This window comes from Neglectibacter caecimuris (genome assembly GCF_034335015.1).
Classification (GTDB): domain Bacteria; phylum Bacillota; class Clostridia; order Oscillospirales; family Acutalibacteraceae; genus Acutalibacter; species Acutalibacter caecimuris_A.
The window spans coordinates 310,284-335,214 of sequence record NZ_JAWXXK010000003.1 but is presented as its reverse complement, the minus strand read 5'-3'; the positions used below and the strand labels follow the sequence as shown (position 1 = coordinate 335,214).

11 protein-coding genes and 2 riboswitches are annotated in these 24,931 nt (G+C 56.5%); of the genes, 5 read left to right on the top strand and 6 right to left on the bottom strand.

Annotated elements, in window-relative coordinates; translation table 11 throughout:
• Window positions 1-254 precede the first annotated feature (254 nt).
• From U8T64_RS04585 to leuB, 4 genes are all read left to right on the top strand, one after another.
• Window positions 255-2,126, top strand: a complete 1,872-nt coding sequence (locus U8T64_RS04585; protein WP_322181392.1) for a lipase family protein — start codon at window positions 255-257, stop codon at window positions 2,124-2,126.
• Window positions 2,127-2,187: 61 nt separating this feature from the next.
• Window positions 2,188-3,396, top strand: coding sequence for a DHHW family protein (locus U8T64_RS04580; RefSeq protein WP_322181390.1), 1,209 nt, complete (start codon window positions 2,188-2,190; stop codon window positions 3,394-3,396).
• Between the two features lie 404 nt (window positions 3,397-3,800).
• Window positions 3,801-5,486, top strand: a complete 1,686-nt coding sequence (leuA, locus tag U8T64_RS04575) for a 2-isopropylmalate synthase (RefSeq protein ID WP_322181389.1) — start codon at window positions 3,801-3,803, stop codon at window positions 5,484-5,486.
• A 40-nt stretch (window positions 5,487-5,526) separates the two neighbouring features.
• On the top strand, window positions 5,527-6,615 hold the full coding sequence (leuB, locus tag U8T64_RS04570; RefSeq protein WP_322181387.1) for a 3-isopropylmalate dehydrogenase: 1,089 nt from the start codon (window positions 5,527-5,529) through the stop codon (window positions 6,613-6,615).
• Between the two features lie 86 nt (window positions 6,616-6,701).
• Here the strand turns inward: leuB and U8T64_RS04565 are convergent, their stop codons facing one another.
• The 6 genes from U8T64_RS04565 to U8T64_RS04540 all read right to left on the bottom strand — a co-directional run bounded on the left by U8T64_RS04565 (window position 6,702) and on the right by U8T64_RS04540 (window position 14,224).
• Complete coding sequence (locus U8T64_RS04565) at window positions 6,702-6,971, bottom strand: hypothetical protein (RefSeq protein ID WP_322181385.1); 270 nt, start codon at window positions 6,969-6,971, stop codon at window positions 6,702-6,704.
• 269 nt (window positions 6,972-7,240) lie between these two features.
• Window positions 7,241-8,044 carry a hypothetical protein gene (locus tag U8T64_RS04560; RefSeq protein WP_322181383.1) on the bottom strand — a complete coding sequence of 268 codons (804 nt, stop codon included), beginning with the start codon at window positions 8,042-8,044 and terminating at the stop codon, window positions 7,241-7,243.
• Between the two features lie 143 nt (window positions 8,045-8,187).
• A complete protein-coding gene (locus U8T64_RS04555; RefSeq protein ID WP_322181381.1) occupies window positions 8,188-10,830 on the bottom strand; it encodes an ATP-binding cassette domain-containing protein in 2,643 nt (880 codons plus the stop codon).
• Window positions 10,814-11,752, bottom strand: coding sequence for an energy-coupling factor transporter transmembrane component T (locus U8T64_RS04550; RefSeq protein WP_322181379.1), 939 nt, complete (start codon window positions 11,750-11,752; stop codon window positions 10,814-10,816). The genes U8T64_RS04555 and U8T64_RS04550 overlap by 17 nt, the downstream gene beginning before the upstream one ends.
• 10 nt (window positions 11,753-11,762) lie before the next feature.
• Window positions 11,763-12,563: a DUF4430 domain-containing protein gene (locus U8T64_RS04545; protein ID WP_322181377.1), complete on the bottom strand. Its 801-nt coding sequence runs from the start codon at window positions 12,561-12,563 to the stop codon at window positions 11,763-11,765.
• 11 nt (window positions 12,564-12,574) lie between these two features.
• On the bottom strand, window positions 12,575-14,224 hold the full coding sequence (locus U8T64_RS04540) for an S-layer homology domain-containing protein (RefSeq protein WP_322181375.1): 1,650 nt from the start codon (window positions 14,222-14,224) through the stop codon (window positions 12,575-12,577).
• A 145-nt stretch (window positions 14,225-14,369) separates the two neighbouring features.
• A riboswitch (cobalamin riboswitch) is annotated at window positions 14,370-14,636 on the bottom strand.
• Between the two features lie 357 nt (window positions 14,637-14,993).
• Window positions 14,994-15,265, top strand: a riboswitch (cobalamin riboswitch).
• Between the two features lie 349 nt (window positions 15,266-15,614).
• On the opposite strand from U8T64_RS04540, the gene U8T64_RS04535 reads away from it, so the two are divergent.
• Window positions 15,615-24,788 carry an S-layer homology domain-containing protein gene (locus U8T64_RS04535; protein WP_322181372.1) on the top strand — a complete coding sequence of 3,058 codons (9,174 nt, stop codon included), beginning with the start codon at window positions 15,615-15,617 and terminating at the stop codon, window positions 24,786-24,788.
• Window positions 24,789-24,931 lie beyond the last annotated feature (143 nt).

Below are 24,931 nucleotides of genomic sequence, written 5' to 3'. Positions count from 1 at the left end.
CAATCTGAAAAAAGCAGTTTTTCACCGCTGAAAAAGCGGTTTAGACTTTTTTCGAGGCTCAGAGTGGAATTTCGGTTGCATTTTCACGGGTGGTATAGTATAATCTCAAAAAAGTGAATGTTTATTTACTGAATAAAAGCTTTTGTGTGCAAGGAAGGGTACAAAACGCTTTTGCCCCGGTCATAGCGGCCGGAACAGATTTTTTCTGTGGAAATGAATTGTTATCAAAAAACCGGGAGGGGAGAGATACGGCGGTGCGAAATCGAAGGCCTCAAAACGCGGTCGCGCTTTTTTTGGCGCTGTTCCTCTTTGTGGGGCAGCTTTCCTTGAATGGATCCGCGGCGGAAGGGGAGAAGCCCATTTTTTTGACAGGCCGGTTTGATTCCGCGGCCTATCCCGATGAGCTTTCCTATCAGTTTCCCTACCGGGACAGCTACTTTTCCGGCTCCGGCACGGAGTACCGGCATGCTTTGGCCCAGTGTACGCTGGGCATGGCGGTTTCCGCCTTTCGCAGCGCGGATCAGGCTTTGGATCGGAAGGATCAAAATATTCGGGAATATCTCACGCAGGCAGGTTTTTCTCAGCTGGAGAGCCAGGAATTCAACGAGCGCCCTACCGCGAAGACGATCGCCACCCTGATCGCTTCAAAACCCCTGGAGGACGCGGAAGGGGAATTTACCCTTCTGGCGGTGGCGGTCAGCGGCGGGGGCTATCAGGATGAATGGCTCAGCAATTTTTCCTTTGGAGACGAGGATGTTCACGAGGGCTTTTTCTCCGCGGGCTTTACCGTGTTTGAGCGGGTGTTCGACTATGCGGAGAGATATGCCGCCGGAAAGCGCGTGAAGATCTGGATGGGCGGCTACAGCCGGGCCGCGGCGGTGAGCAACATGGCCGCCGTGTTGATGCTTTCCACGGAACAGATCGCCCCGGAGAACCTCTTTGTCTATACCTTCGCCACGCCCAATAACGCCAAGGCGAAAAAATTCAGCGAGGAATATGACTACTCCTCCATTTTTAATATTGTAGGCATGTTTGACCCCATTCCCTCCATTCCGTTTTCGGAATGGGGCTATGGAAAGCTGGGGACTACCCTTCGGCTTCCGGCCCGGGAAACAACGGCGGACTATGAGTCCCGCTGCGAGCCGGTAAAGGAAATTTACCGGGAGATCACCGGCGGAGCTTATGAAAGCAGCCCGGAATGCAACTGGTTTATTCAGAAGCTTTACCAACTTTTGTACGATATGATAGGCACGGCGGAGCATTATGAGTCAGAGGTGGAAACAGTGATCGATTCCGCCTGGGAAAACAACTCCAGCACCTACACGCTTCTTCGGGAGATCTGCCGGATCCTTTCAGAGGACGTGGAGGTGGATCACATGCTTTTGGGGGAGGCTCCCACAGCGGACACCCTGCTCTCGGTGTTTCTCTATGATCTTTCCATGGAAAAGCTGGGTCTGGAAGAAAATAGGCTGGGAAAGCTTCCCCTTTCCAGCCAGCTTTTTTACGAGCACTGTCCAGAGGTGTACGTTTCCTGGGTGCTGTCTCAGGAGCAGCCGGAAAAGCTGTTTGTTTCCGATACCGGCTACCGGCGGATCTTTCTTCCGAAAGATACGGAGTATCTGCTGGCGGACGCGGCGGGAAACCCTGTGGAACGCCCCTGCGCGGCGGCCTTGGGAAACGCGGGAATGCTTACCGTTCCCGCCGGGGAGGAGTATGTGCTGTCGCTGCTTCCAAGCGGCAAGGAGGATCGATTTCTCAAGGTGATGGCCTATGAGGCCGGATCGATGCGTTATGTGTATCAGCTTTATCGGGTGAAGGGGGGAGAAGGCAGCTGGCTTCAGCTGGAGCTTCCAAAGGCTCAGCCCTATGAGCTGAGCGGCATTTTCCTGAAGGCCTCCGGCACGGCTGTTCCCCCGGCCGAGCAGGCGCTGGATCGGGCCGAGATCCCCCCCAGCGCCGTGTTCGAGCTGGAGGGCAGCGGGTGGCTGCCGTCCCATTTTCTTCCCCTTGTCCTGACGCTTCTGCTGCTTTTGCTTTTCCTTTTTCTGGTTCTGTTGATTTGGCTGCCTGTGCATTTCTTCCGAAAGCGCAGAAGGCGCCAGGCCGGCCAGGCCGAGAGAAGATAAGCCGGAGCTGAATTTCAATAAAAAATAAGGATATTTCCAAAAAAGAAGAGAGGAATGTTTTATGGAACAACGACCTTCCCTGCGCGGATCAGCCGGACGCCCGAAACACGCCGCGAAAAAGAACGGATTCCTGCTGCTGTGGCTTCTACCGCTGCTTGCGGTTTTGATTGCGGCTCTGTGGTTTTTCCTGTTTTCCGGGAAAGAAGAGCAAAAGGCGCCCGCCGCGTCCGGCGTCTCCTCCGGGGCTCTCTCTTCCGCGCCTTCCAAGCCGGAGCCTTCTCCGCCTTCCTCCGCGCCGGTATCCTCCGAGCCCAAAAAGGAAGCGGAGCCCACGCCGCTTCCGGAACAGAAGCCGCCTGCGGGCGACCCGGAGCAGCTGGGAGCGCTGCTGAAAATCGGCGATACGGGCTATGAGTATTATAATTTTGTCACGGACTTTGCCAACGAGTATATTTCCACCGTGGCCCGGGCGCAGGAACAGCTGGGGGACAGAACGCTTTACGACCTGGTGATCCCCACCAGCATGGGCGTGATGCTGCCGGAGAGTTATATCGAGCAGCACGGCATCAACAGCTCTGACCAGAGGAAGGCCATTGAAGAATACCTGTACCCCTCCATTGGCGGTCTGGCTCCTCGTGTGAAAACGGTGTCGCTGTTTGATCCCCTGCGGGCTCACGCCGGGGAATACATTTACTTCCGCACTGACCATCACTGGACGCAGCTGGGGGCCTATTACGCCTATGTGGAGTTTTGCGGGGCCAAGGGAATAGCTCCCGTGCCGCTCGCGCAGTTTGACAAAAAGGAATATTCCGGCTTTCTGGGCAGCTTTTACAGCGATGCCCCCAATGAGGCCATGGAAAATCACCCGGATATTGTGGAAGCGTACCTTCCCCGGGCGGAGATCTCTCTGAGCTATACCACTGTCGATGGCGAAACCTACTCACAGGCCCTGATCGAAGACGGCAGTGAATACGCTTCCGAGCTATTGTATCTGATCTTCGCGGCGGGGGACCAGCCCTATGAGGAGATCGTGAATCACGACCTGGCGGACGGCCCTTCCTGCGTTGTGGTAAAGGAATCCTTCGGGAATGCCCTTGTGCCGTTTTTGGCAAACCACTACCGCAGAATGATCGTGGTGGATTACCGCTATTACGAAGGAAGCATCGCCGAGCTGGCCGCGGAAACAGGGGCACAGGATGTGATCTTCCTGAACAATATTTCCATGACGCGCAACGAAGAGCTCGTAAACGATCTCTCCAATTTGTTTTAGCGGGGCTTGACAAACCCGTTTTTACCGCTTATAATGCGTACTATATCCCAAAAAGACTGCGATGGGAAGAAGACGCTGCAAGCTGTTCTTCAGAGAGCCTGCGGGGGAAAGCAAAGCTTTTCCATGGTGCAAGCAGGTGTACGGCGCGGCGTGTATGCTGATCCCGGAGTCTCCTTTTTGAAAGCCCGCGGGCCGTAGGAAAGGACGTATGGCGGCGTTACTCGCCAGGGGTTTCTGAAAAAAGAGACCTTTTGAGGGCACGGGTGTGATCCCGCTGCCGAACACGGGTGGTACCGCGTAGATCCTTGCAGATTTTCGCCCCGGACGCAGATCGTTTCTGTGTCCGGGGCTTTTTTACCAGCTTATTTCAGAAAAAGAAAATGCGTGAAAGGATGGAATTTCTTATGAATCAAGGCTACAAAAAGTATAAGCCCTTCCAGCCCATTGCTTTGCCGGACCGCACCTGGCCGGACAAGGTGATCACAAAGGCGCCCATTTGGTGCAGTGTGGATCTGCGGGACGGCAATCAGGCGCTGGTCAACCCCATGAACCTGGAGCAGAAGCTGGAATATTTTCAGCTTCTGTGCGATATCGGCTTTAAGGAGATCGAGGTGGGCTTTCCCTCTGCCTCCGAAACGGAATATGAGATCCTGCGGGCGCTCATTGAGCAGAACCTGATCCCGGAGGACGTGACGGTGCAGGTGCTGGTACAGGCCAGAGAGCATTTGATCCGGAAAACCTTTGAGGCCATCGACGGGGCGAAGAACGTGATCGTTCATTTCTATAATTCCACCTCTACTTTGCAGCGGAAGGTGGTGTTCAACACGGATATGCAGGGTGTGATCGATATTGCCGTCAGCGGGGCAAGACTTATTCGGCAGTTGACCGAGGAGATCACGGCAAAGAGCGATATCAATATCCGCTATGAGTATTCTCCCGAGAGCTTTTCCGGCACAGAGGTGGAAAATTCCGTACTGATCTGTGATAAGATCCTGGAGGAGCTGGGCGCAGACCCGGAGCACAAGGTCATCATAAACCTTCCCAACACGGTGGAAATGTCCACCCCCAATACCTATGCGGATCAGGTGGAATACTGCCACCGGAACATGAAGCACCGGAACTGCGCCATTCTCAGTATTCACCCCCACAACGACCGGGGTACCTGTACGGCGGCCACCGAGCTGGGCGTTATGGCCGGGGCAGACCGTGTGGAGGGCACCCTGTTCGGAAACGGCGAACGCACCGGCAACACGGATATCATGAACGTGGCCATGAACCTCTATTCTCAGGGTGTGGATCCTGAGCTGGATTTCACCCACATGAACCATGTGCGGAAAATCTATGAGGAGTGTACCCAGATGAAGGTGCACCAGCGCCACCCTTATGCGGGCGAGCTGGTGTTCACCGCCTTTTCCGGCTCTCATCAGGATGCTATCAACAAGGGTATCAGCTTCCTGCAAAAGGAGAATTCCCCCTACTGGGAGGTACCCTATCTGCCCATCGACCCGGCGGATCTGGGCCGCCAGTACGAGCCCATTATCCGCATTAACAGCCAGTCCGGCAAGGGCGGGGCGGCCTTTGTGATGCGCCAGAGCTTCGGCTATGACCTGCCCAAGGCCATGCACCCGGAATTCGGCGACCTCGTCAAGCACGCCTGCGACAGCTGCGGCAGGGAGATCACCCCGGGCGAGGTATTTGAGATTTTCCGCAAGGAATATCTGGAGGTTACAGAGCCCTATCACCTGCTGACCTATAAAATCTTCGAGGAGGACGGCGGCAGCGGAGAAGTTGTGGTGGATTTTGAGGGCACCATTCGGTACGACCACAATACCCGGGCGGTATCCGGCAAGGGCAACGGCCCCATCGACGCATTCTTTAACGCCCTGCGCACCATTGGCCTGACAGAGTATGAGTTTGTTTCCTACAGCGAGCACGCCGTGTCCGGCGGAGCGGATTCCAAGGCGGTTTCCTATATCCAGCTGCGCCACAACGGGCAGATCGTATTCGGCGTGGGCATGGACAGCAATATCAGCATTGCCTCTGTGAAGGGAATTATCGGTGCTATCAACCGCTGCGAAAAGAAAATTTGAGACAAGAGCTTGCGCATAGTGTAAAGGAGAATAACTTTCCATGAAAAACTATAAAATTGCTGTATTAAAGGGCGATGGGATCGGCCCTGAGATCGTGGAAGAGACGGTGAAGGTCTTGAAAAAAGCCGCTGATAAATTCGGTTTTTCTCTGGAATTTACTGAGGCTCTGCTGGGCGGAGCAGCCATTGACGAAACCGGCGTTCCGCTGCCGGAGGAGACCGTAACAATCTGCAAGGCGTCCGATTCTGTGCTGCTGGGCGCTGTGGGCGGCCCGAAGTGGGATTCCCAGCCCGGCCCAAACCGGCCGGAAAAGGGCCTTTTGGGAATTCGTAAAGCTCTTGGACTTTACGCAAATTTGCGCCCTGCCGTGATTTTCCCGCCTCTGCGGGAGGCATCTCCCCTGAAGGAGGAGATCATCGGCGACAGCCTGGATATCATGGTGGTGCGGGAGTTGACCGGGGGCATCTATTTCGGCGACCGGGGAACCTCTGAGGAAAACGGAACGATCTCCGCCTATGATACGGAGCGTTACAGTCTGCCGGAGATCCAGCGCATCGCCCGGGTGGCTTTTGACATGGCCCAAAAGCGAAACAAACGCCTGTGTAGCGTGGATAAGGCAAACGTGCTGGATACTTCCCGCCTGTGGAGAAAAACCGTGGACGAAATGGCGAAGGAATACCCTGAGGTGCAGGTCAGCCATATGTACGTGGATAACTGCGCCATGCAGCTGGTGCGCAACCCCGCGCAATTCGATGTGATCGTCACTTCCAATATGTTTGGGGATATCCTTTCCGATGAGGCCTCCATGATCAGCGGTTCCATCGGCATGCTGGCCTCCGCCAGCCTGGGAGACAGCGGCTTCGGTCTTTATGAGCCCATTCACGGCTCCGCTCCGGACATCGCCGGGCAGAATATCGCGAATCCCCTGGCCACCATTCTTTCCGGCGCTATGATGCTGCGGTATTCCCTGAACGAGCCCCAGGCGGCGGACGCCATCGAGGCGGCGGCGGCCAAGGCACTGGAGCAGGCCCGTACCCCGGATATCTACACGGAGGTCAGCGGCGCGGCAGCAAGCTGCAAAAAGGTTTCCTGCACCGAGATGGGAGATATTGTCGCAAAACTGCTGTAAAAGGGTTTGTGCCGGAAGAAGTTTACACAAAAAATTGCCCGGATCGCGAAAGCTGACAGAGAAAACAAATCAAAAAGCGGTTCCCGCTAACTTCGGCGGGAACCGTTTCTTCTGTTCTTGCGCAGACGATAGGGTGCTGTGATCAAATTCCACAGGGCGCACATCAGCTTTCCGGGCAGCTGTAGAAACCGGAACCTGTGCCGGCAGTAACCCCTTCGCTCCATGATTACCGTGGGGCGGTATTTTCCACAGCCCTCGCAAAGCTCAGGCATGTCGGAAAGAATAAACTGCTCCGGCGGCTTCGGCGGAACAGGCTTGTTAAGCTTGTTCCAGCAATCTATGCAATATTCCGCCATGGCGCGCCTCCTCGCCCTTGTGATAGAGTTATCTGAATGTTCGTAAGAAAATTTGGCCCACAGAATAAAATCACTTGTATTATGTGAAATTATATGGAGAATTTTTAAAAAAGTCAACCCCTTTACGCCATTTTATTTGGAAAAATTTTCCAGAAAAAACTTTTTTCGGTTCCGTGGGAAACCGGCTTGGTTTTATTTATAGAAAGCAGACCCCCTCGGCATTTGGGCTGAAGGGGTCTGCTTTTGAAATTTTTACCGGTCTTTCAGGCTTATTTGCAGCATCTGCCGCCGTCGCCCAGATCTGAGGCTCTGGGCGGGAAAAATTCGTCGGTGGGGAAGTCGATGCGGCGGAACAGCTCGCAGGGATTATCGCTGGACGTGACGCATTCCTTCTCCGGTACACAGAAGTCATAGGCGGGGATCAGCATCTGCACGTTGCGCACGATCTGCACAATGGTGAAAAGGCCAATGGTGACGTACACGTTGTTCCGCTGGGGAGCGGACTCGAATTCACCGCCGTACCTACGGCAGATGCACTCGGGAATGCGGCAGTAGGGTTCGCAGCTGCACAGCGGTCTGTCGCACAGCTTGGCGGACAGCGCCACCGGCTCTGCCACCTGTACCGTAGCCTTGGGCAGCACCGTGGAATCCTGGGGCTCGCAGCTCTCTTCACACTGATCCGAGGAGAACATTTTTACGTTGCCTTCGCTGCCGTACAGGACTACTTTTTTGTTGAAGATGGCTACGCCGCATACCGGCAGGGGGCAAGAAGCGGAGCTGCCGAACAAATCCAGAGAAACGTCGAAGAAAAAGGTCATATCCACGGAGTAGAAGCCCTTGTTAAAGGGAATGGGCTGCAGATCCAGATATACAGTGATGACGCTTACGTCCTTGATCCGCACGTTTGTGGCGTTGTCCACCAGCGCCTGCCGGTCCGCAGGGAATAGCACCCTTATGTCTTCAAGACAGTCTTTGTCGCTGCAGGAATCGTAGATCCGCATGGCGTCGATACAGACTGCTTCTTTGAAATAATCCCGGCAATCGAATTCGGGAGTGCCTTCGTTTTCGGGCATGAAATCTCCTCCTTTGATTCATGGCGGCGTCACACAGGTTTTGCTGGGCTATGTCCGATATTTTCTGGCGTAACGCTGCTTTCTTCCCATTGTATGCGTTTTCCCGAATTCGGTGCGGATTTGAACAGGGAAAAGAAGGAGTTTTATAAAAGCTGTTTGCCGATCCCGTATTTTGTTTTGACGCGCTCCAGCTTCTGAAGCATGGGCTGTGCGCCGAACCAGAGAAAAAAGAAGGTCGCTGCGGCATGAACGCAGTCAAAGGGAAAGCCGGAAACATAATAGGCCAGCAGCATTTCCCAGTTGATTTCCGTGCTGAACATCAGTAAGGAGGCGGGGTTCATAATGCCGCCGTATAGAAGTATGGCGGATAAAACGCCGTACAGGCACAGCATAATGCGATTTCGGCTGAGCCTGCCCTGCCGGAACAGAAGGCCCGCAATAAAGCCCACAAGGCCCATGGCGAACATTTGCCACGGCGTCCAGGGCCCCTGCCCGGTAAGCATATTGGAGCAGAGCATGGTGATCGCCCCGGTGAGAAAGCCGGTTTCTCCGCCAAAAACGGCGCCCGCCAAAATGACAATGGCAATTACGGGCTTAAACTGGGGAAGCATAAAGAAAACCGCCCGCCCCGCAATGCCCAGAGCGCTCAGTACCGCAATTACGCCCAGTTCTCTGGAACTGGGCTTTTTTCCTTCAAAAACAAGGAAGAAGGGAAGCATGGCTTCCAGAAGGATCAGAAGAGAAAGAAATGCGTATTTTCGACCGTTCCAAAAAGCGACGCCGCAGAACAGCGTGACGGGAATCAACAGCAAAATAACAGCTGACGCGAGTATCGTTCGGAGAGGAAGCTTTTTCCGCTCCTCCGGCGGAAGAACTGTCGGAGGCTTTTCGGATCGGCGGCAGACGGCGGCGGTAAACGCAAAGCACAGCAGAAACCAGAGTCCGTACAGGAAAAGCTGCCCTTGCGCCTTTAGCGGCGCGAAAACAGGAAGCTGAACAGCGCCTCCGAATTCCAAAAGCAGGAAAAGCAAAGACACCCCGGTAACTGCCGCGATGACTTTTCGCCAGAGGGGCAGCTTTTTTCGCTTTTTCAAGCTCTTTTGTATGGGCGGTTCCGGAAGAGGCGCGGTATTTTGTTTTGGGGCGGCGGGAAGCTGCCCGCCGCAGGCGAACGCCAGCTCTTCTGCGGTGACCGCTCCGGGAACAAATCCCCGCGCCATACGGTTCGCGGCGGTAGTGTAAAAGCTGTTGCCGGAAAAAAATTCTCTGGGCGTTCCCATAGCCGCGATGTTTCCCTCAAAGAAAAGCGCGCATTGATGGGCGTGACCGGCGCAAAATTCAATATCGTGGCTGACCATGAGAACAGCTTTTCCCTTTTCCAAAAGGGACTGCAAAATTTCCGCAAAGATCTGCTTGAATTCCATGTCCAGTCCCTTTGTGGGCTCGTCCAGCAAAAGAATATCGGGCTCTAAAAGCAGGATCTTTGCCAAGGCGGCTCGCTGTTGTTCTCCGCCGGACAGATCATAGGGGTGGCGCTCCAGCAGAGCCTCCAGCCTGCAAAGAGCGGCGGTTTGGCGCACCTGGAGCTCCGCCTCGGTTTGGGGAATGCCTTCCTCGCGCAGAAAGCTCAGCAGATCCTCCCAAACAGTCTTTTTTACAAAGAGCGTTTGCGGATCCTGCGGCAGCACGGCGAGCACGCCGGCCGTCCTTACCGTGCCTCGATACGGCTTCAGCAGACCGGAAAGCAGCTTCAGCGTAGTGGTTTTCCCCGCGCCGTTTCCTCCCAAAAGTGCGGTAAACTGTCCCCGCTTCAGCGTAAGGGAAACGCCCTTTACGATATCCGGAAGCTCCTTTTCATAGCAGAACCAAAGCTCTTCGGCTTCCAGAACGGGCTCCTCCGGATAACAAAGAGTCTGTTCCGGGGGAAGAGGAGAAAGGGCTTTTTCAGAGGAAAAGGCAGTAAGCCACTGTCTGCCCTCCCGAACGGTAATGGGACAGGGAAGAGCGGAGCCTGCCGCCGCCCATACCCGCATGGCGGTGGGCATGCCCAGAAACATGGAGTGTCCCGATTTCCGCAGCGCAGCCCCGATTTCCCCGGGAGTTCCGATGCAAAGCAGGGTCCCGTGATCCAGCACAGCCGCCGTGGAGGCCAGGGGCAGCGCTTCCTCCAATCTGTGCTCGGAAAGAAGAACGGTCGTTCCCAGTTCCCGGTTGATGCGCCCCAAGGCGTTCAAAAAATCGGAAGCCGCAATGGGATCCAGCTGTCCGGTAGGTTCGTCCAAAATCAAAACATCGGGCTGCAGCACCATCACGGAGGCCAAGTTCAAGAGCTGCTTCTGGCCCCCTGAAAGCTCGGAAACATTTTTTGTGAACCAGGGTTCTATTCCGAAAAAGGACGCCATTTCCGCTACGCGGCGGCGGATCGTGGGGGTTTCACAGCCCAAGCTTTCCAGCCCAAATGCCAATTCGTGCCATACCTTGTCGGTAACGATTTGATTTTCCGGGGACTGAAACACAAAGCCGATCCTCTGGCTTTGCTCCCGCCGGTCAACTTCCGCAAGCGGCCTGCCGCAAAACAGGATTTCTCCGGCTTTTTCCCCAAAAGGAGCCAATGTGGCTTTCAGCTGCCGCAGCAGTGTGGATTTTCCGCTGCCGGAGGGGCCGCACAGCACAAGAAATTCCCCCTTGCGAACGGTAAGATGGATGTTGTGCAGGGCCGCCGTGGAGGAATTGGGATAAGCAAAGCTGAAGCCGGAAACAGTGAACAGCTCAAAGCTGTTTTCCATGGGAATCGCCTCCTTGTCCTGACGATGTACCGACGCCTCTCAGCTTTTTCCAGCGAGCCCTTTCAGAAAGCTCCAACGCTGTTGGCGTGAGGCAGAAAAATAGGTAAAAGAGATAGGAGCAGACAGCCTGCGGCGTAAGCCCGGCTCCCTTTATGCTGGGGTAATACCGCCAGATAAAGCTGCCGGAGGCCCAGCCGGAAAAGATGCAGAATCCACCGGCCAGCAGCCAGCAGAGAACAGCCTTGTCCCGGCTGTCAAAGCGATACAGGGAAAAGGCGGTGCGCCCCGGCAAGCCATATCCCCGGCTTTTCATACTGTCCGCGGTTTCCATGGCGTTTTCCAGTGCCCATGTGATCAGAACGGAGAGCATGGAAACGGCGTTTTTGGTTTTTTGAAGGAAGCTGCCATGCTCTGTCCCTCTGTTTACACAGCGCTGGGCATCGGAAATTCGATGGAGCTGTTCCTGAAATCTGGGGACAAACCGCAGGGCCATGGAGAGCGCCAGCGATAGGGAGGGAATCCCCTTTCCAAAGAGGTACATCAGCTTGTCGGCTGTCATTACCGCGTGAAAACAGGAAAACCAGAGGATCGCCGTGGAAAGCATGGCCGCTGCGGCGCAGCCGTACAAAATACTTTCCAGCGTAAGCACATTGCCGGAGGGAAGATAGGTGAGCACGGTAGTTCCCGCATGGCTGAAGGCGGCGTTGACCAGAATGGCCAGGGAAGCCATGGGAAACAGGAAAAAAAGCTGTTTCCCCACAGCTTTTTTTCCATGCAGAACAAGATTGTATGCCAAAGCGGAGCCCAGCGAGATTCCGAGACACAGGGGGTGGGTCAGGAACATGGAGAGCACCAGCACCACGGCAAAATAGAAAAATGCCACAGTGGGGTGAAAGCTGGAAAGTGAGTCTCTGTGATTCATAGATCCTCCTTTACTCAGCGGTTTTTCCGATATCAGCGCCCAGATCACAGGTGTACTCCCAACAGATCACGTCCCCCTCCTGAAGCTGATACCGGCTGCAGCCGTAGTTTGGGAACCAGCCGTTTACGCTGTACATCCAGCCGGAAAGATCGCCGCAGTCAAATTGATACAGGTTGTGAATGCCTTCGATATAGGCGGAATGGTACATGACTGTGCTTTCAAATTCCATATGGATCCCCTGCTGCTTACAGGTGCGCTGCAGCACATTGAAAACGCTTTCCCCCTGATAAAAGGTTACGGTAACGGGCCTTAAGATCCAGCCGTCCTCCGGGACAAGCTCAGCCTTGTCCGGATCCAGCGCCTCCCTGTTGTTCAGGATCGTTTCACAGGAAATGGATAAGGTGCAGGTGTGCGTTTCGTCGGAAATTTCCGTTTCCTCCGGTTCCACAGGCTCCGGCCTGCCCTCCGGAACAGGGTCTGTCAGGTAGCGGTCAGGCTCGTTGTCCGGTGTAGGCGGAGGAGTGGGCTCTTCCGGCTCCGGGGTGAAAGGGGCTTCCGGGGCAGGAGACGCCGCAGGGGTGGGCGAGGCTGGCGCTTTTGTACTTTTTGGCGCTTTTGGGGAAGGGGCGGGAGAGGGCGCTGCCTTCAGGACAGGGGCGGGGGTTTGCGCGGGAACGGCAGAAGAAAGACCGGTCTGTGCGGGCGCGGTTGGTTTTGGATCGGAGGAGCCGCCCAGCCAAAAGGCAGCTGCCAAAAGCAGAACGGCCGCCGCCGGAAGGAGCACCTTCCACTTGTTCGTTTTCCACCACATGGGGAACCTCCTTAAAGCAGATTGGAAAAAACCAGAAGATGATAAATCATCTGCGCCATTTCCTGGCGTTGTATGGCGACGCGGGGCTGTACCGTCAAAGCGGAGGAGTCCAAGATCCCCAGCTGATAACAGAAGGCCATATCCTTTCTTGCCCAGCGCTCGATTTTCGGATAATCGGAGAACTGTGCCAGAATATCCCGCACAGCGCTGTCGTCCAGCTCGCTGTTCAGCCCACAGAGCCGGGCGGCGCGGGCCACCATGGCCCCGGCCTCCTGCCTGGTGATGGTTCCGTGGGGGTTGAACCGATCCTTTGACACGCCGGCCACAATGCCGTAGCCGTAGGCGGAGCCGATATAGGCGGAATACCATTTTCCGCCGGGAACATCCTTGAACACGGTGGTTTCTTTTTTGGGCAATCCCAGCGCCTGTACTACGATGGTGGCGAATTCCGCGCGGGTCATGTTGGCGGCGGGGGCAAATTTCCCGGCGCCCTTTCCCACCACGATCTCCCGGGAAGCGAGGGCTTCGATGGCGGCGAGATTGGGGGAGGCGGAAATATCGGAGAAGGTGGCGGCCGGAGCCGTTACAGGCCTTGCGGTGATATCCTGGTTTTTACCGGGCAGTCCGCCGCCGGTGGTCAGGCTGCCTCCGCTGAGATCTACCATTCTCGCATCGCTCATGCGGTAAAGGCTGCTGCGCCCGCTTCTGGCGCGCTGAACGGCCGCCAGGGCGTAAAGTCCCTGTTCTGTGGCCATCAGATTGGAGGAAAATCTTGTCTTGGTATGAGAAAATCCGCTGCCTCTCCGGGTGAAGGTGAGCAGCTCGTCCACAGCAGTTTTTCCGCCCTTTGTAAACCTGGGGTCGTCCAGGGAAATCCCCAGCTCGCAGAGAGCGACGATCACTTGGGCACAGCTTTCCGCGTTGACCGCTCCGTCCTGAGAAAAACCGCCGCTGCCGTTCTGTTTTTTGGAAAGGCAGGTCAAGCCCTTTTCCACTGCCCGGCTGACGGCGGGCTGCTCCCGGTATTTTGCCAAAGCCTGCAGGGCCATGGCGGTGATATCCACCTCGGAAGCGGCGCTTTTGCCCTGCAGGCTCCAGCCGCCGTCGCTGTTCTGGGCTTTTACGATATAGTCCACATAGAGCTGGCGGGCAGCCTGTGTTTTCGCGCCCGAGGCCTGGGGCATGGGATAATTTCTGGAATCCAGGGCAAGCAATGCCCAGACCGGGCCGTTTATGCCCTGCCAGATGGTTTTTTCGTAATCTCCCAGGGGCTGTGTGAGGTCATAGCCCGCCACATTTCTCGCATCCTTGCCCAAAGCGGCAAGGGCCAGGATCACCCGGGAATACTCTGTATACTTTTTATCGCTGAGTATGCCGCTGCAGCCCTGTACATAGCTTTCCACAGCGGCGTAATAATTGGGGTAATAATCGGAGGGAACCTGGCTGTCGGAGCGGGCCAGCCCCAGAACGGTCCATTCGCCGCCGATGGAGCCCACCTGCGGGCTTTTCACCGTGTTTGCGAGATACTGAGCTGTGTCCAGCGCTGTTTCATTCACCGCGCTGTCGGATACGGCCGCCAGGGCCTGTATGGGCAGCAGGCTCACCACCATAAGAAGCGCCAGCAGCAGGGCGGCCATTCGTGTTTTCTTTTGTCTTTTCATAGGAAACGACCCTTTCTTTTGTCCAGTCATAACAAATTTTATAGGAAGCCGCGCTTTGTGGACAGGCAAAAGAAAAGACGGCAGCAAAAAAGCTGTCGCCTTTGTGGGTAAGAGAAAAAGACGTTCCGGCAAACGCCGGACGTTTTCAAACTATCCTCTTTTTGTAGGTCTTCTGACTGGCATGTTCAGGCATATTGCCAACGCGGGCTTCCCGCCTTCCCAGCCCCGAGGGGGCGGCCAGTGACCTGCTTTCGCAGAAAGAAAGCCCGCTCCATGCTTACAGCACCGCCTTGCCGGATAAGCCGCCCTTCCGAAGGGAACGGAAAGGACCGGACAAGGCCGTGTTCAGGTTTTGCACCTGATTCCCTTGTTCAGCGAACATGTTCAGCGAACAAGAATACGTGTCTCTGATTTGAGGTCGCGTATTTGCCACAAAAGCCGGAGCATATAAAATTGTGCCTTCATTCTATACCATAAAAGTTACCCTGTCAATGGATATTGTCGTTCTTTTTTGAAAGGCACGGAACTTTTGCGAACCAGACTTTTTGTTACTGAGAAAAAGCGCATGATTTCCTGGGAATTTGAAAAGAGAAGAAAGATTTTTAATAGGGTGAAAAAAGGCGGCGAGAGCGGCCGAATTAGAAAAGGGATATCAAAAAAATGATGTTGTTGGGACTTGTATTTTGAAAACGCTTGTGCTATGCTGTTGGCAAACAAAGCGGGCTGCCGCTCTGTTTGCACAAAGGAAGGAGATCGTCGCCGCTGCCGTACCGCTTTTTTGGGAATTTGCCGTTTTTCCGAAGGGCCAGGAGCTGCGTAGATGGAATGGGGTGAAAAGCCCCGCGCGACCGGCGCTGTAAGCGCGAGACCGTTCCGAAGCATACCATACCTGTAATATAGGATATGTGAGCCGAAAGGCCGCCACTGCGGGCAGCTGTAAAAAGCGCTGTGGGAAGGTAGGAAACGGACGCAAAGGAACCTCTTATCAAGAGGGTTCCTTCTAACGCGAGTCAGAAGACTTACGATCTCCCAGAGCCTGTACCGATAGAATAGCTGTGCGAATTTTCGCGCGGATTTCATGGGGGAACAAAACACAGTTCCCCTGAAATTCGCCGGAAGGTTGTACGCTTTATTCTATATGGTACAAGCTCTCAAATGTTCCGGCAGATGAGGAACAAAAGGAATGCACAAACACGGGTGCATCGATTTGTCATGCAAATCGATGCGCCTTTGTTTTTTGTACCCGGTGTTATGAAAAAATACGGCGTTTCCACCGTTTTCAAACAACTTCCGGAATTTTTCCTCCTTCTGCCATAGCCGGGCCGCAACACTACCGCTGCCTGGTCTTATCCCGCAGCCGAGTTCGCTGCAATGAGAGGAGAACATAAAAATGAAAAAGAGGTTTCTGTCCCTGCTGCTGGCAGTTTTGCTGGTGCTGGGCGCTTTGCCCCTGCCCGCGCTTGCGTCGGGCATGCCCGCACTTGCGGCGGGAGAAGCTGAGTTCGCGGATTTTTTCACCGGCCTTGCGGATACTCTGGCCGCTGAAAACGACGGTGCGTATCCCTATACGGTGGATACGGAAACCGGGGACGGCCCCTGGCTGAAGTCAGGAAACGCCGGAATGGGTTCTACCGAGCCTGCCGTCACATTGACCTTTCAGCAGGCCGCCGCGCTGACCTTCACCTGGAAGGTGGATTCGGAGGAGCGCTATGATGGCATGCTGGTAAAAAACGGCTCTAAAACGCTGTATACCTACAGCGCCTCCGCCTATGGCGGTGATGCCGGGGCCGTTACGGGCTGCAGCGGAAAGAAAGGAGGTACGGCCACTGTAAACGCCCAGGCGGGGGACGTTGTTACCATTGCCTACCGCAAGGATAGCAGCGGCAATTCCGGCAGCGACTGCCTTTGGCTGAAGGACTTTCAAATCTCCCTGCCCAGCCAGGTGATCTTCCACGCGAATAACGGCACGGGGGACACAAAATCCCAGGGAATTTTCGGCACGGGAGACTTAGAGGCCAACAGCTTCTCCTATGCCGGGCATATCTTTAAGGGCTGGGCCACCGGGGAAAGTGGCCCTGTGGTCTATGAGGACGGCGGTGAGATCACTATCACGGAAAATACCGATCTCTACGCGGTGTGGGCGGCGGTTTATCCTTTAAGCTTTACCGTTGCCCCGGAGGATGCGGCGTTCGGCGTATCTCAGGTGACAGAGGGCAGCCCGGTGCTGCTGACGCCGGACAGCGGCACGAAATACACCTATACGGTGGAAAACGGCGATTATATTTGGGCAGCCTCGGCCTTTGGCTATGAAGACGGAGGAGCTCAGGTCACGGTAAACGGCGGGCCGCAAACGGTGGAGGTTTCTCTAAAAAAGAACCCGGCCCATGAAATCACCTTTATCTATGATTCTCATGAGGGGGAAGTGGAAAACGGCAGCTTGACTGTTTCTACAGCGGATGGGGCACATACGCTGTTTCCCGCTGCGGAGGGCGGACTGGTCTACAGCCTACCGGTGGGCTATGACTACAGCTGGACGTTCAAAAGCGCCAATTTTGCCAAGCAGAGCGGCGTGATCTCTCTCAGCGGCCAAACCACGGCGGGCACCGCCTCCGTTACTGTGCCCATGGTGGTCAAAACCGCCTGGGGCGGCGCGGACGATATTGCGGAGCCCGCTCAAACAGACGGCGTGTATCAGATCGGCAGCGGGGCGGAGCTTGCCTGGCTGGCCCGGCAGGTCAACGCCCGTGATCCGAAGCTGAACGCCGTTCTGACCCGAAACATCGATTTGGGCGGCGAGGAATGGACGCCCATCGGCCAGGCCTATGCTACACGGTATGCCGGCGTATTTGACGGACAGGGCTTTACCGTCACAGGCCTGCGTATCACCGGCTCGGCCACGGGAAACTATGGCCTGTTCGGTTACGTGGAGGACGGAACCGTCAAAAACCTGACGGTAGAGGGAGAAATTTCCCTGACCGGCAGCGGTGGCAGCAGCTATGGCATTGCCGGTATCGCAGGGCAGCTTTCCGGCACCTCCGGCAGTATTGAAAATTGTGTCAACAAGGCAGCTGTCAGCGGCGGGCAAAATACCGGCGGCGTAGTGGGCTATGTTTCCAGCGGATACTCCACCGCCTCAAAGGCGATTCGCCGCTGCGCCAATCTGGGCGCGGTTTCCGCTTCCGAAAATAACGCCGGCGGCATCGTTGGCTCCATCAGCGGCCAGGTCACGCTGGAAAACAGCTACAACACCGGCGCGGTCAACGGAGGCGGCTGGCGCTCCGGCGGTATCACCGCCTATCTTTCCAGCAGCTATGCGGCGGTAAGAAACTGCTATACCGCCGGTGCTGTGACCGGCAGCCGGGATGTGAACCCCGCCTTCGGCAGCAAAAGCAGCGGCACGGTGGAAAGCGCTAGCGTTTACTATCTTTCCGATGGCTCCACCGCAGACGCCAACGCCACGGCGAAAACAGAGGCGGAGATGAAAGCTTCCGATTTTCTTCTGCTGCTGGGACCGGATTTTCAGCGGGATCCCGCCGCGAGCCCGGTCAACCGTGGCTATCCGATCCTGACCTTCCAGGATCCCACCCCCAAATATGATGTGACGGTCACCCTCAGCGTAGAGGAAGCCTCCCTGGCTTTGACAGACGCCCAAGGAGAAGCCGTACCGCCGGTATCTGCCCGGAGCGGTGTGTTTCGCTACCGTCTTCCCGATGGAGAATATTTCTATACCGCCGCTGCCTTTGGCTATGAGGAGGCTCACGGCTCTATCACGGTGACCGGCGGTGAGGCAGCTGAAGCGGTAACGCTGCGGGAAGCAGCCCGGCGCAGGGTGGCTTTTTCCGTGGTTCCTTCCAGCGCTCCGGCGCAGATCACGGTACGCTATACTGCCGATGGCCGCACGGTTCCCGCTCAGTCCGCCGGCGCCTACAGCCTGCCCTCCGGCGAATATTCCTATGCGGTAAAGGCGAAGGGCTACGCTAAGGTTACCGGCAGCTTTACTGTAAACGGCAAGGAAACCGGAACACAGACGGTTTCTGTTACCCTTGCCCCCAGTGCCCAGTGGGACGGCGAAAGCAGGGAAGAGGTTTCCCCCAATGGCGACGGTGTGTACGAGATCGGCGATGGAGCGGAGCTGGCCTGGTTCGCCGACGCGGTAAACAGCGGCGCGGGGGCGAATTACTCCGCTGTGCTCACCGATGATATCGACCTGGGCGGGGAGGCTTGGATACCTATCGGCAGCGGCGCGAAGCCTTTTGGGGGCAGCTTTGACGGCGGCGGCTTTACCGTTTCCGGCCTGGCGGTCAGCGGGATCAATTATGCCGGCTTATTCGGCTATCTGAAGGGTACGTCCGCCCAAAACGCCGAGGTAAAAAATCTGGTGGTGCGGGGTACCGTCAGCGGTACCGATGATGTGGGCGGCGTTGCCGGAAGAGCGGACTACGCCGTTTTTGAAAACTGCGGCAATGAGGCGGCCGTCAGCGGCGGGTCAAACGCCGCGGGTATCGTGGGCAGGCAGTTCAGCTATGGCTCTCCCCTGCATATTACCGGCTGCTACAATGCCGGGGCGGTTTCCGGCGCTCGGGCCGGGGGGATCCTGGCATATATCAACGACGAGGCGGAGATTTCCCGTTGCTACAATACAGGGGAGATCGCCGGTACCGGCTACGCGGGCGGGATCCGCGGCCAGGCCGGCAGCATGATCGGCACCATTACCGGGTGCTATCATGCCGGCACGGTCACCGGCAGCACCTCCGGCCCGATTCAGGCAGGCGGCAGCGAAATTTCCGGCAGCTATTATCTGGGCGAAAGCGGCAGCGGCGCTATGACTCTTGCGGCGATGCAGGCAGAGCTGCTGGAAAAGCTGGGCGAGGGCTGGAAAACCGTTCCCGGTGTAAACCAGGAGCTTCCCCTTTTGGCATGGCAGAAGGTGGAAGAACCTGCAGGCGAGCTGGTTTTGGCGGAAAATGTGGAATTCGGCAGGGAGCTTGCTCCTTCTTCCGACGAAGAGGAGCCGCTGGACGTGCCCACCCCCGTTTTGAGCTGGGATGCCGTAGAGGGCGCGCGAGGCTATGTGGTCGCCCTGTGGCAGTGCAGGCGGGTCTGGCAGGAGCTTACTGCGGAGGAAAAGGCGGAGTTTGACGCGGAAGCCGACCCGGTGCGGAAAATAATGCTTATTGACAGCGACGCGCTGATCGCCGCCATGAGCCCCGAACAGAAGGCAGCCCTCGCACCCTATGAGGATGAGCTGGCACAGTGGAAGGCGCTTGCCAATCAGGCAACGACGCTGGCGGAATTCAGGGAAGCCGATAAAAAGCTACAGGAAGCCCAAAGAAGCCGCGATGCTTTTTTAGCCGGCGAGATCGAGAAGGGCGGCCTGCCCTTGGGGCACTACGGCTTCGAGCTGGAGCAAGCGGGAACGATCCCCGATATTTCCGGTACCTCCTGCGACTGTGCGGAGCGCCTTTCCGCTATGGAAGAGGGCGTGTATTTTGCCACGGTCTCCGCGGTAGATGAAAATGGAAAATTTTCCCTTCCGGAGACGGAATACGTACAGGAAAATGTGTACGGCCTGCAAAACCCCTATAACCGCATGAAGCCTGTGACCGGCCTGGCCTGGAACGGCACCACTGCCGTCTGGGAGGGGAAATCCGGTTTTATCGCCAGTGAATACTATATTCTTGATCTTTATACCGTATCGGAGGGAAGCTATACGCTGTCCCGCCGTTTCCTGGCAAGCGGAGATACCACCTCCGCGCCCCTGGGAAATGTGTTCGCGGCCGGAACAAGCTATGCCTTTACGGTAACGGCAGTGCCGGACGGCTTTTTCCTTACCGACAGCCTGCCCTCCGGGTACAGCCCGGTTTATACGCCCACTTCGCAAAATCCGGAGGAAAAGGAGTGGGTGGATATTTCCTCCGCGGAGGACTGGCTGGCGTTGGCAAATGTGGAGGACGTTCCCTCCGCCGGGGCCGGTTCCGAAAGCCTGCAGGTCATCGCATGGAAAAAGAATTACCGCCTGACAGAGGATCTGGATTTTTCGGGGCTTTCCGCCGCCGGTCAGAGTAAAACAAAATCCATCGGCAATGTGACAAACCGTTTCCTGGGCGAATTGGACGGCCAGGGGCATAAGATTACGGGGTTGACCCTGAGCAATCTGGATTCCGGGCTGTTCGCCTACATCGGCAGCACAGGCTATGTGCATGATCTGGCGGTGGAAAACGCCAATGTACTGTTCGCCGATAACGCGGCTGTGCTGGCGCATAACAATTTCGGTACCATCGAAGGCTGCGCGGTCATAAACTGCAACATCACCGCAGATACCGGAGCGGTGCTGGGCGGTATGGTCAGCCGGAACTATGGCGTGATCCGCAAAAGCTATGTGCAGGGCGGCACGCTCACCTCCAATTCGGTCACGGCTACAGGCCATGCCGGGTTTGTGGGCTCCAACGAGGAAAATGCTTTGATCGAAAGCTGCTGGAGCTCTATGAACGTGAGCACGCAAAGCGAGTATTCCGGCGGCTTTGCGGGCCTGGGCTACGGCGGCACGATCCGAAACTGCTTTGCCTTGGGAGATGTTTCCGCCCGGGGCTATTCCGGCGGGTTTCTCGGCCGCTCTGTCTTTTCCGGAAATATCTATGAAAACTGCTACGCCGCCGGGGTAGTCACTGTGACCGGAGACGAGGGAAACGGCTTTACCGGCGGCAACCAGCCGGATTCCGGCTTCCAATACGATCAGTCTGATGGCGTGCGAAACTGCTACTACAACCGCGCCACCGCTTCTTCTCATGACTATGGCGCAAAGGGCAGGACCCTGGAGCAGATGAGAACGGAAGATTTTCTGAACGCGCTGGGCCTGGTGGATGTGGTGTGGGCCCGCTCTGGAGAGAAAAATACAGGGCTGCCTTATTTAGTGGGGATTCCAGTGCCGGAGCCTCCGGAAACGGAACAGCTGACGGTTTCCATTCTGCTGGCAGGATATGACAAGGCGGAGTATCGCTTCTATCCCATGGGGGAGAAGCTTTCCGTTACCATGGAAAGCAGCGGCAACACCCGGCTGGTGGATTTGATGGACGCCGCCGCGGAACAGGGCCTTTTAAGCTATTCCTTTGATACCACACCGAATTTTGGACGGTATATCCGCACCATTAACGGCCATTCCGTGGATTCTCCCGATGGCTGGATGTTTACCGTAAACGGAAGGCTTTCCAACGTCAGCGCTTCGCTGGCGGCAGTGAAAAACGGCGATGAGATCCTGTGGTTTGAGGGCACGACGGAAAACCGTTTCCTGCCTCCCACAGAGGAGGAGCTGTCCGGCGAAGAGGAAAAATGGATCGAGATCAACACCAAAGAGCAGCTTCTGGCGCTGACAAAGCCGGGTGCGGATTTGTCAGCCAATTACCGCCTCACTGCCGGGTTTGACCTGAGCGGCATAAATTTCCCCGGCATTGGCACGGCGGCAGCGCCCTTTACCGGCGTGTTTGACGGGCAGGGCCATACCATCTCCCATGTGACGGTGGCGGGTAGTTCTCAGTACGCCGGGTTCTTCGGTGTGCTTCGGGGCGCGACGGTGAAAAACCTGAACCTGACCGAGTGCTCTGTTTCCGGCGGCAGCAAAGTAGGCTGTCTGGCGGGCTGGGTCCAGGTGGTGCTGGATCAAAGTGACGCGGGCAAGCAGGTGGCGTGCCTGATCGGAAACTGCACCGTATCCGGTACTGTCAGCGGTACGGCGCAGGCCGGCGGACTGATCGGCTTGAATGACGGCGCTTACGATGAGGAAACCATGTTTTCTGTTTCCTCTTCTGTGGATAAATGCACCGCCGATGTAGCCGTTACCGGGACAGACAGCGCCGTTGGCGGGCTTGTAGGGGAAAATAACGGCGTGATCACGAAAAGCAGCGCTTTCGGCGCGGTGACGGCGGAAAATGCCTCCGCGGCAGGCGGGCTTGCGGGACGCTCTTACAACGGCAGTATTTATGACAGCCACGCCGAGGGGACTGTGATCGGAAAAAGCACGGTAGGCGGCTTTGTGGGTTCCTCCTCCGGCACGATCCGAAATTGCTACAGCCTGGGTGATGTTTCGGGAGAATCCTATACCGGCGGCTTTTCCGGTTCTCTCAGCGCGGCAGAGAATGTGATCTCCGCCGGGCAGGTCACTGTGACCGGCAGCAGCGGTACAGGCTATCACGGCGGCTTTGCCGGAATTTTGAACGGTGCCATCACCGGCGTGGAAAACCAGATCACGGTCCGCAACGCTTACGGCAACTGCACCCAGCCGGACGGCACGCAAATTAACCTGATCGGCAACGGTACGGACTATGCCAGCGAAGCCCAAAAGGAAGTACTGGCACAGATGACCCTGATCACCAGGGCGGCTACCGGGGCAAAGCTTTATGAAATGTTTGGCGTCGATCTGCCTCTCAGTGAGGAACTGAAGCGGGAAGCGGAAAAATATGCCGAAAGTGTGAAGGTGGACGCCGCCCCTGGAGAGGCGATCTCTCTGCTGAAGGTGGGCGAGGCCCCCGGAGCAGGTATCACGGTCAGCTACGAGGCGTCCGGCGAATTTCTGACCGGCGGCAGCGATTTGACACTGGGAAAGGCCAATGATACGGCGGCGACCAAGGCCGTGCGGGTCCTTGTAACTCTGACAGATCCTCAGGGAAATTTCTGCCACAAAACGGTTACCGTACTGCTGCCGGCAGACGCTTCTGCCGTTTCCGGGCTGATGGATACCATCGCCGCTTCGTATACGGAAAGCAGCGACGGCTGGACGGTGATGGATATGGCGGTGTACGCCGGTTTGCCGGGCAAAACCGCGAAGACCTCGGAGACGGCCTGGCAGAACGCGCTGAATTTGCTGGTTTCAGAGGCGGGAAGTTCCTCGGCCTCTGCCGGAGACCGGGCCCGGCTGGAGATCGTTCTGCGGGCCATGGGAGTAGACAGCACCCAGCTTTATCCGGCCAACAGCAACAGCCGGATCGACAACGCCCAAAAGCTTGCCGGAATGCAGCTGATCTCCGGCGGTTATTACGCCGCCCCGTGGATCCTGCTGGCGGCACGGCAGGGGAACGTGGTGCTGAGCAAGACACAAATCAACGGGCTCCTGGAGCTGCTGTCCGCAAACGTGGGAGAGGGGCTGTTCGGTTACACCTGGCAGGGTGCGGCCTATTCCGATCCCGATACTGCCGGGGCGGCGCTGGCGGCTCTGGCAGAGTATGTGGAGGAATATGAAACAGCACGGGAACTGATCGAAAAAATACGAGCGGCGGTTCCTGCCGCTTTCAGTGAAACCGGTTCTCTGGGCAGCGCCAATTCCGATGCCATGATGATTTTGGGTCTGCTTGCGCTGGGAGAAGACCCGGCGGACTATTGCAGCGCCGACAGCGGCGCCAGCCTGGTAGACGGACTGCTTTCCTATGTGAATCCGGAAACCGACCGCTTCCAGTTTGAAGGGGACGATAATTCTCTGGCAACAGAACAGGCGTTCCGTGCTCTGGCAGCCCTGGCGAAAGCGGAGGCTCTGCCCGAGGGCACGCCATATAACTTCTATGATTTCAGCGAAACCTCCGTGAAACCCGGCAGAGCCACCGGAGAGGGAGAGCTGGAGAAGCCGGTGGAACCGGCTCCCGGCAATCCGGAGATCACGGTCACGGTGACCATTCGCGGTGATACGGGCGATTGGCTCAGAGAAAAAGCTGTTTCCGTGCGCCAGGGCAGCACGGTGTATCACGCCTTTTTGAAGGCTCTGGAGGGCAGCGGGATCACGCAGGCAGGGGCGGAAAAGGGCTATGTACGCTCCATGACCAAGGACGGCGTTACCCTGGCGGAGTTTACCGGCGGCAAAAATTCGGGCTGGCTGTATCAGGTCAACCGGGTATTGCCCAAGGTGGGAATCACCTCCTGTCCTGTTTCCGCCGGAGATGCGATTCTCTTCTATTATACGGAGGACTGGACAAAGGATCCCGCCGCCGGAACGGGCTTTTCCCCTGCTGAGCCTGGAGAGCTTCCTTTTACGGATATTGCCGGGCACTGGGGAACGGACGCAATCCGCTATGTTTATGAGAATCGCCTGATGGTAGGCGATTCCGCCACGCGTTTTGCCCCGGACGCTCCTTTGAGCAGAGCCATGCTGGTTGCCGTGTTATGGCGGCTGGAGGGAAGCCCCGCCTCAAAGGAAAAAAGCGGCTTTACCGATGTTCCCGCAAATAAATGGTATACCGAGGCAGTTGCCTGGGCAAGGGAAAATGAGATCGTAGCGGGACTCACCGAGACCTCCTTCGCGCCGGGAGCCAATGTTACCAGGGAACAGGCGGCAGCCATTTTGCGCCGCTTTGCGGCGTACAAAAACTTTGACGTGAGCGGCCGGGCCGGTTTAACCTCCTATTCGGACAGCGGAAAGATAAGCCGGTGGGCTCGGGAAGATGTTGCGTGGGCCGTGAAAGAGGGCCTGCTGTCAGGGCGCACAGCTTCCACCCTGGTTCCGGGCGGAAGGCTTACCCGCGCGGAAGCGGCTTCAATCCTGATGCGCTTTTGTAAGAAGTATAAAATTTTACAGGTCGGTCAGTAAAAGCGGAAGAGGCTTGTGATTTTTTAGAGCCCGCAGCCCCCATACACAGTGTGTGGGGGCTGCGGCTTTCTATAAAAGGCAGCACCGCTTAAGAAGACAGCTGTAAATTGCACGGTGTTGCCCAAAGTATTTTCCCGTTGCCA

What these genes read in the sequence shown, in the direction of transcription:
- U8T64_RS04580 (WP_322181390.1), top strand. Translation starts at nt 2,188, where the DNA reads ATGGAACAACGACCTTCCCTGCGCGGATCAGCCGGACGCCCGAAACAC.
- leuA (WP_322181389.1), top strand. Translation starts at nt 3,801, where the DNA reads ATGAATCAAGGCTACAAAAAGTATAAGCCCTTCCAGCCCATTGCTTTG.
- leuB (WP_322181387.1), top strand. Translation starts at nt 5,527, where the DNA reads ATGAAAAACTATAAAATTGCTGTATTAAAGGGCGATGGGATCGGCCCT.
- U8T64_RS04565 (WP_322181385.1), bottom strand. Translation starts at nt 6,971, where the DNA reads ATGGCGGAATATTGCATAGATTGCTGGAACAAGCTTAACAAGCCTGTT.
- U8T64_RS04560 (WP_322181383.1), bottom strand. Translation starts at nt 8,044, where the DNA reads ATGCCCGAAAACGAAGGCACTCCCGAATTCGATTGCCGGGATTATTTC.
- U8T64_RS04555 (WP_322181381.1), bottom strand. Translation starts at nt 10,830, where the DNA reads ATGGAAAACAGCTTTGAGCTGTTCACTGTTTCCGGCTTCAGCTTTGCT.
- U8T64_RS04550 (WP_322181379.1), bottom strand. Translation starts at nt 11,752, where the DNA reads ATGAATCACAGAGACTCACTTTCCAGCTTTCACCCCACTGTGGCATTT.
- U8T64_RS04545 (WP_322181377.1), bottom strand. Translation starts at nt 12,563, where the DNA reads ATGTGGTGGAAAACGAACAAGTGGAAGGTGCTCCTTCCGGCGGCGGCC.
- U8T64_RS04540 (WP_322181375.1), bottom strand. Translation starts at nt 14,224, where the DNA reads ATGAAAAGACAAAAGAAAACACGAATGGCCGCCCTGCTGCTGGCGCTT.
- U8T64_RS04535 (WP_322181372.1), top strand. Translation starts at nt 15,615, where the DNA reads ATGAAAAAGAGGTTTCTGTCCCTGCTGCTGGCAGTTTTGCTGGTGCTG.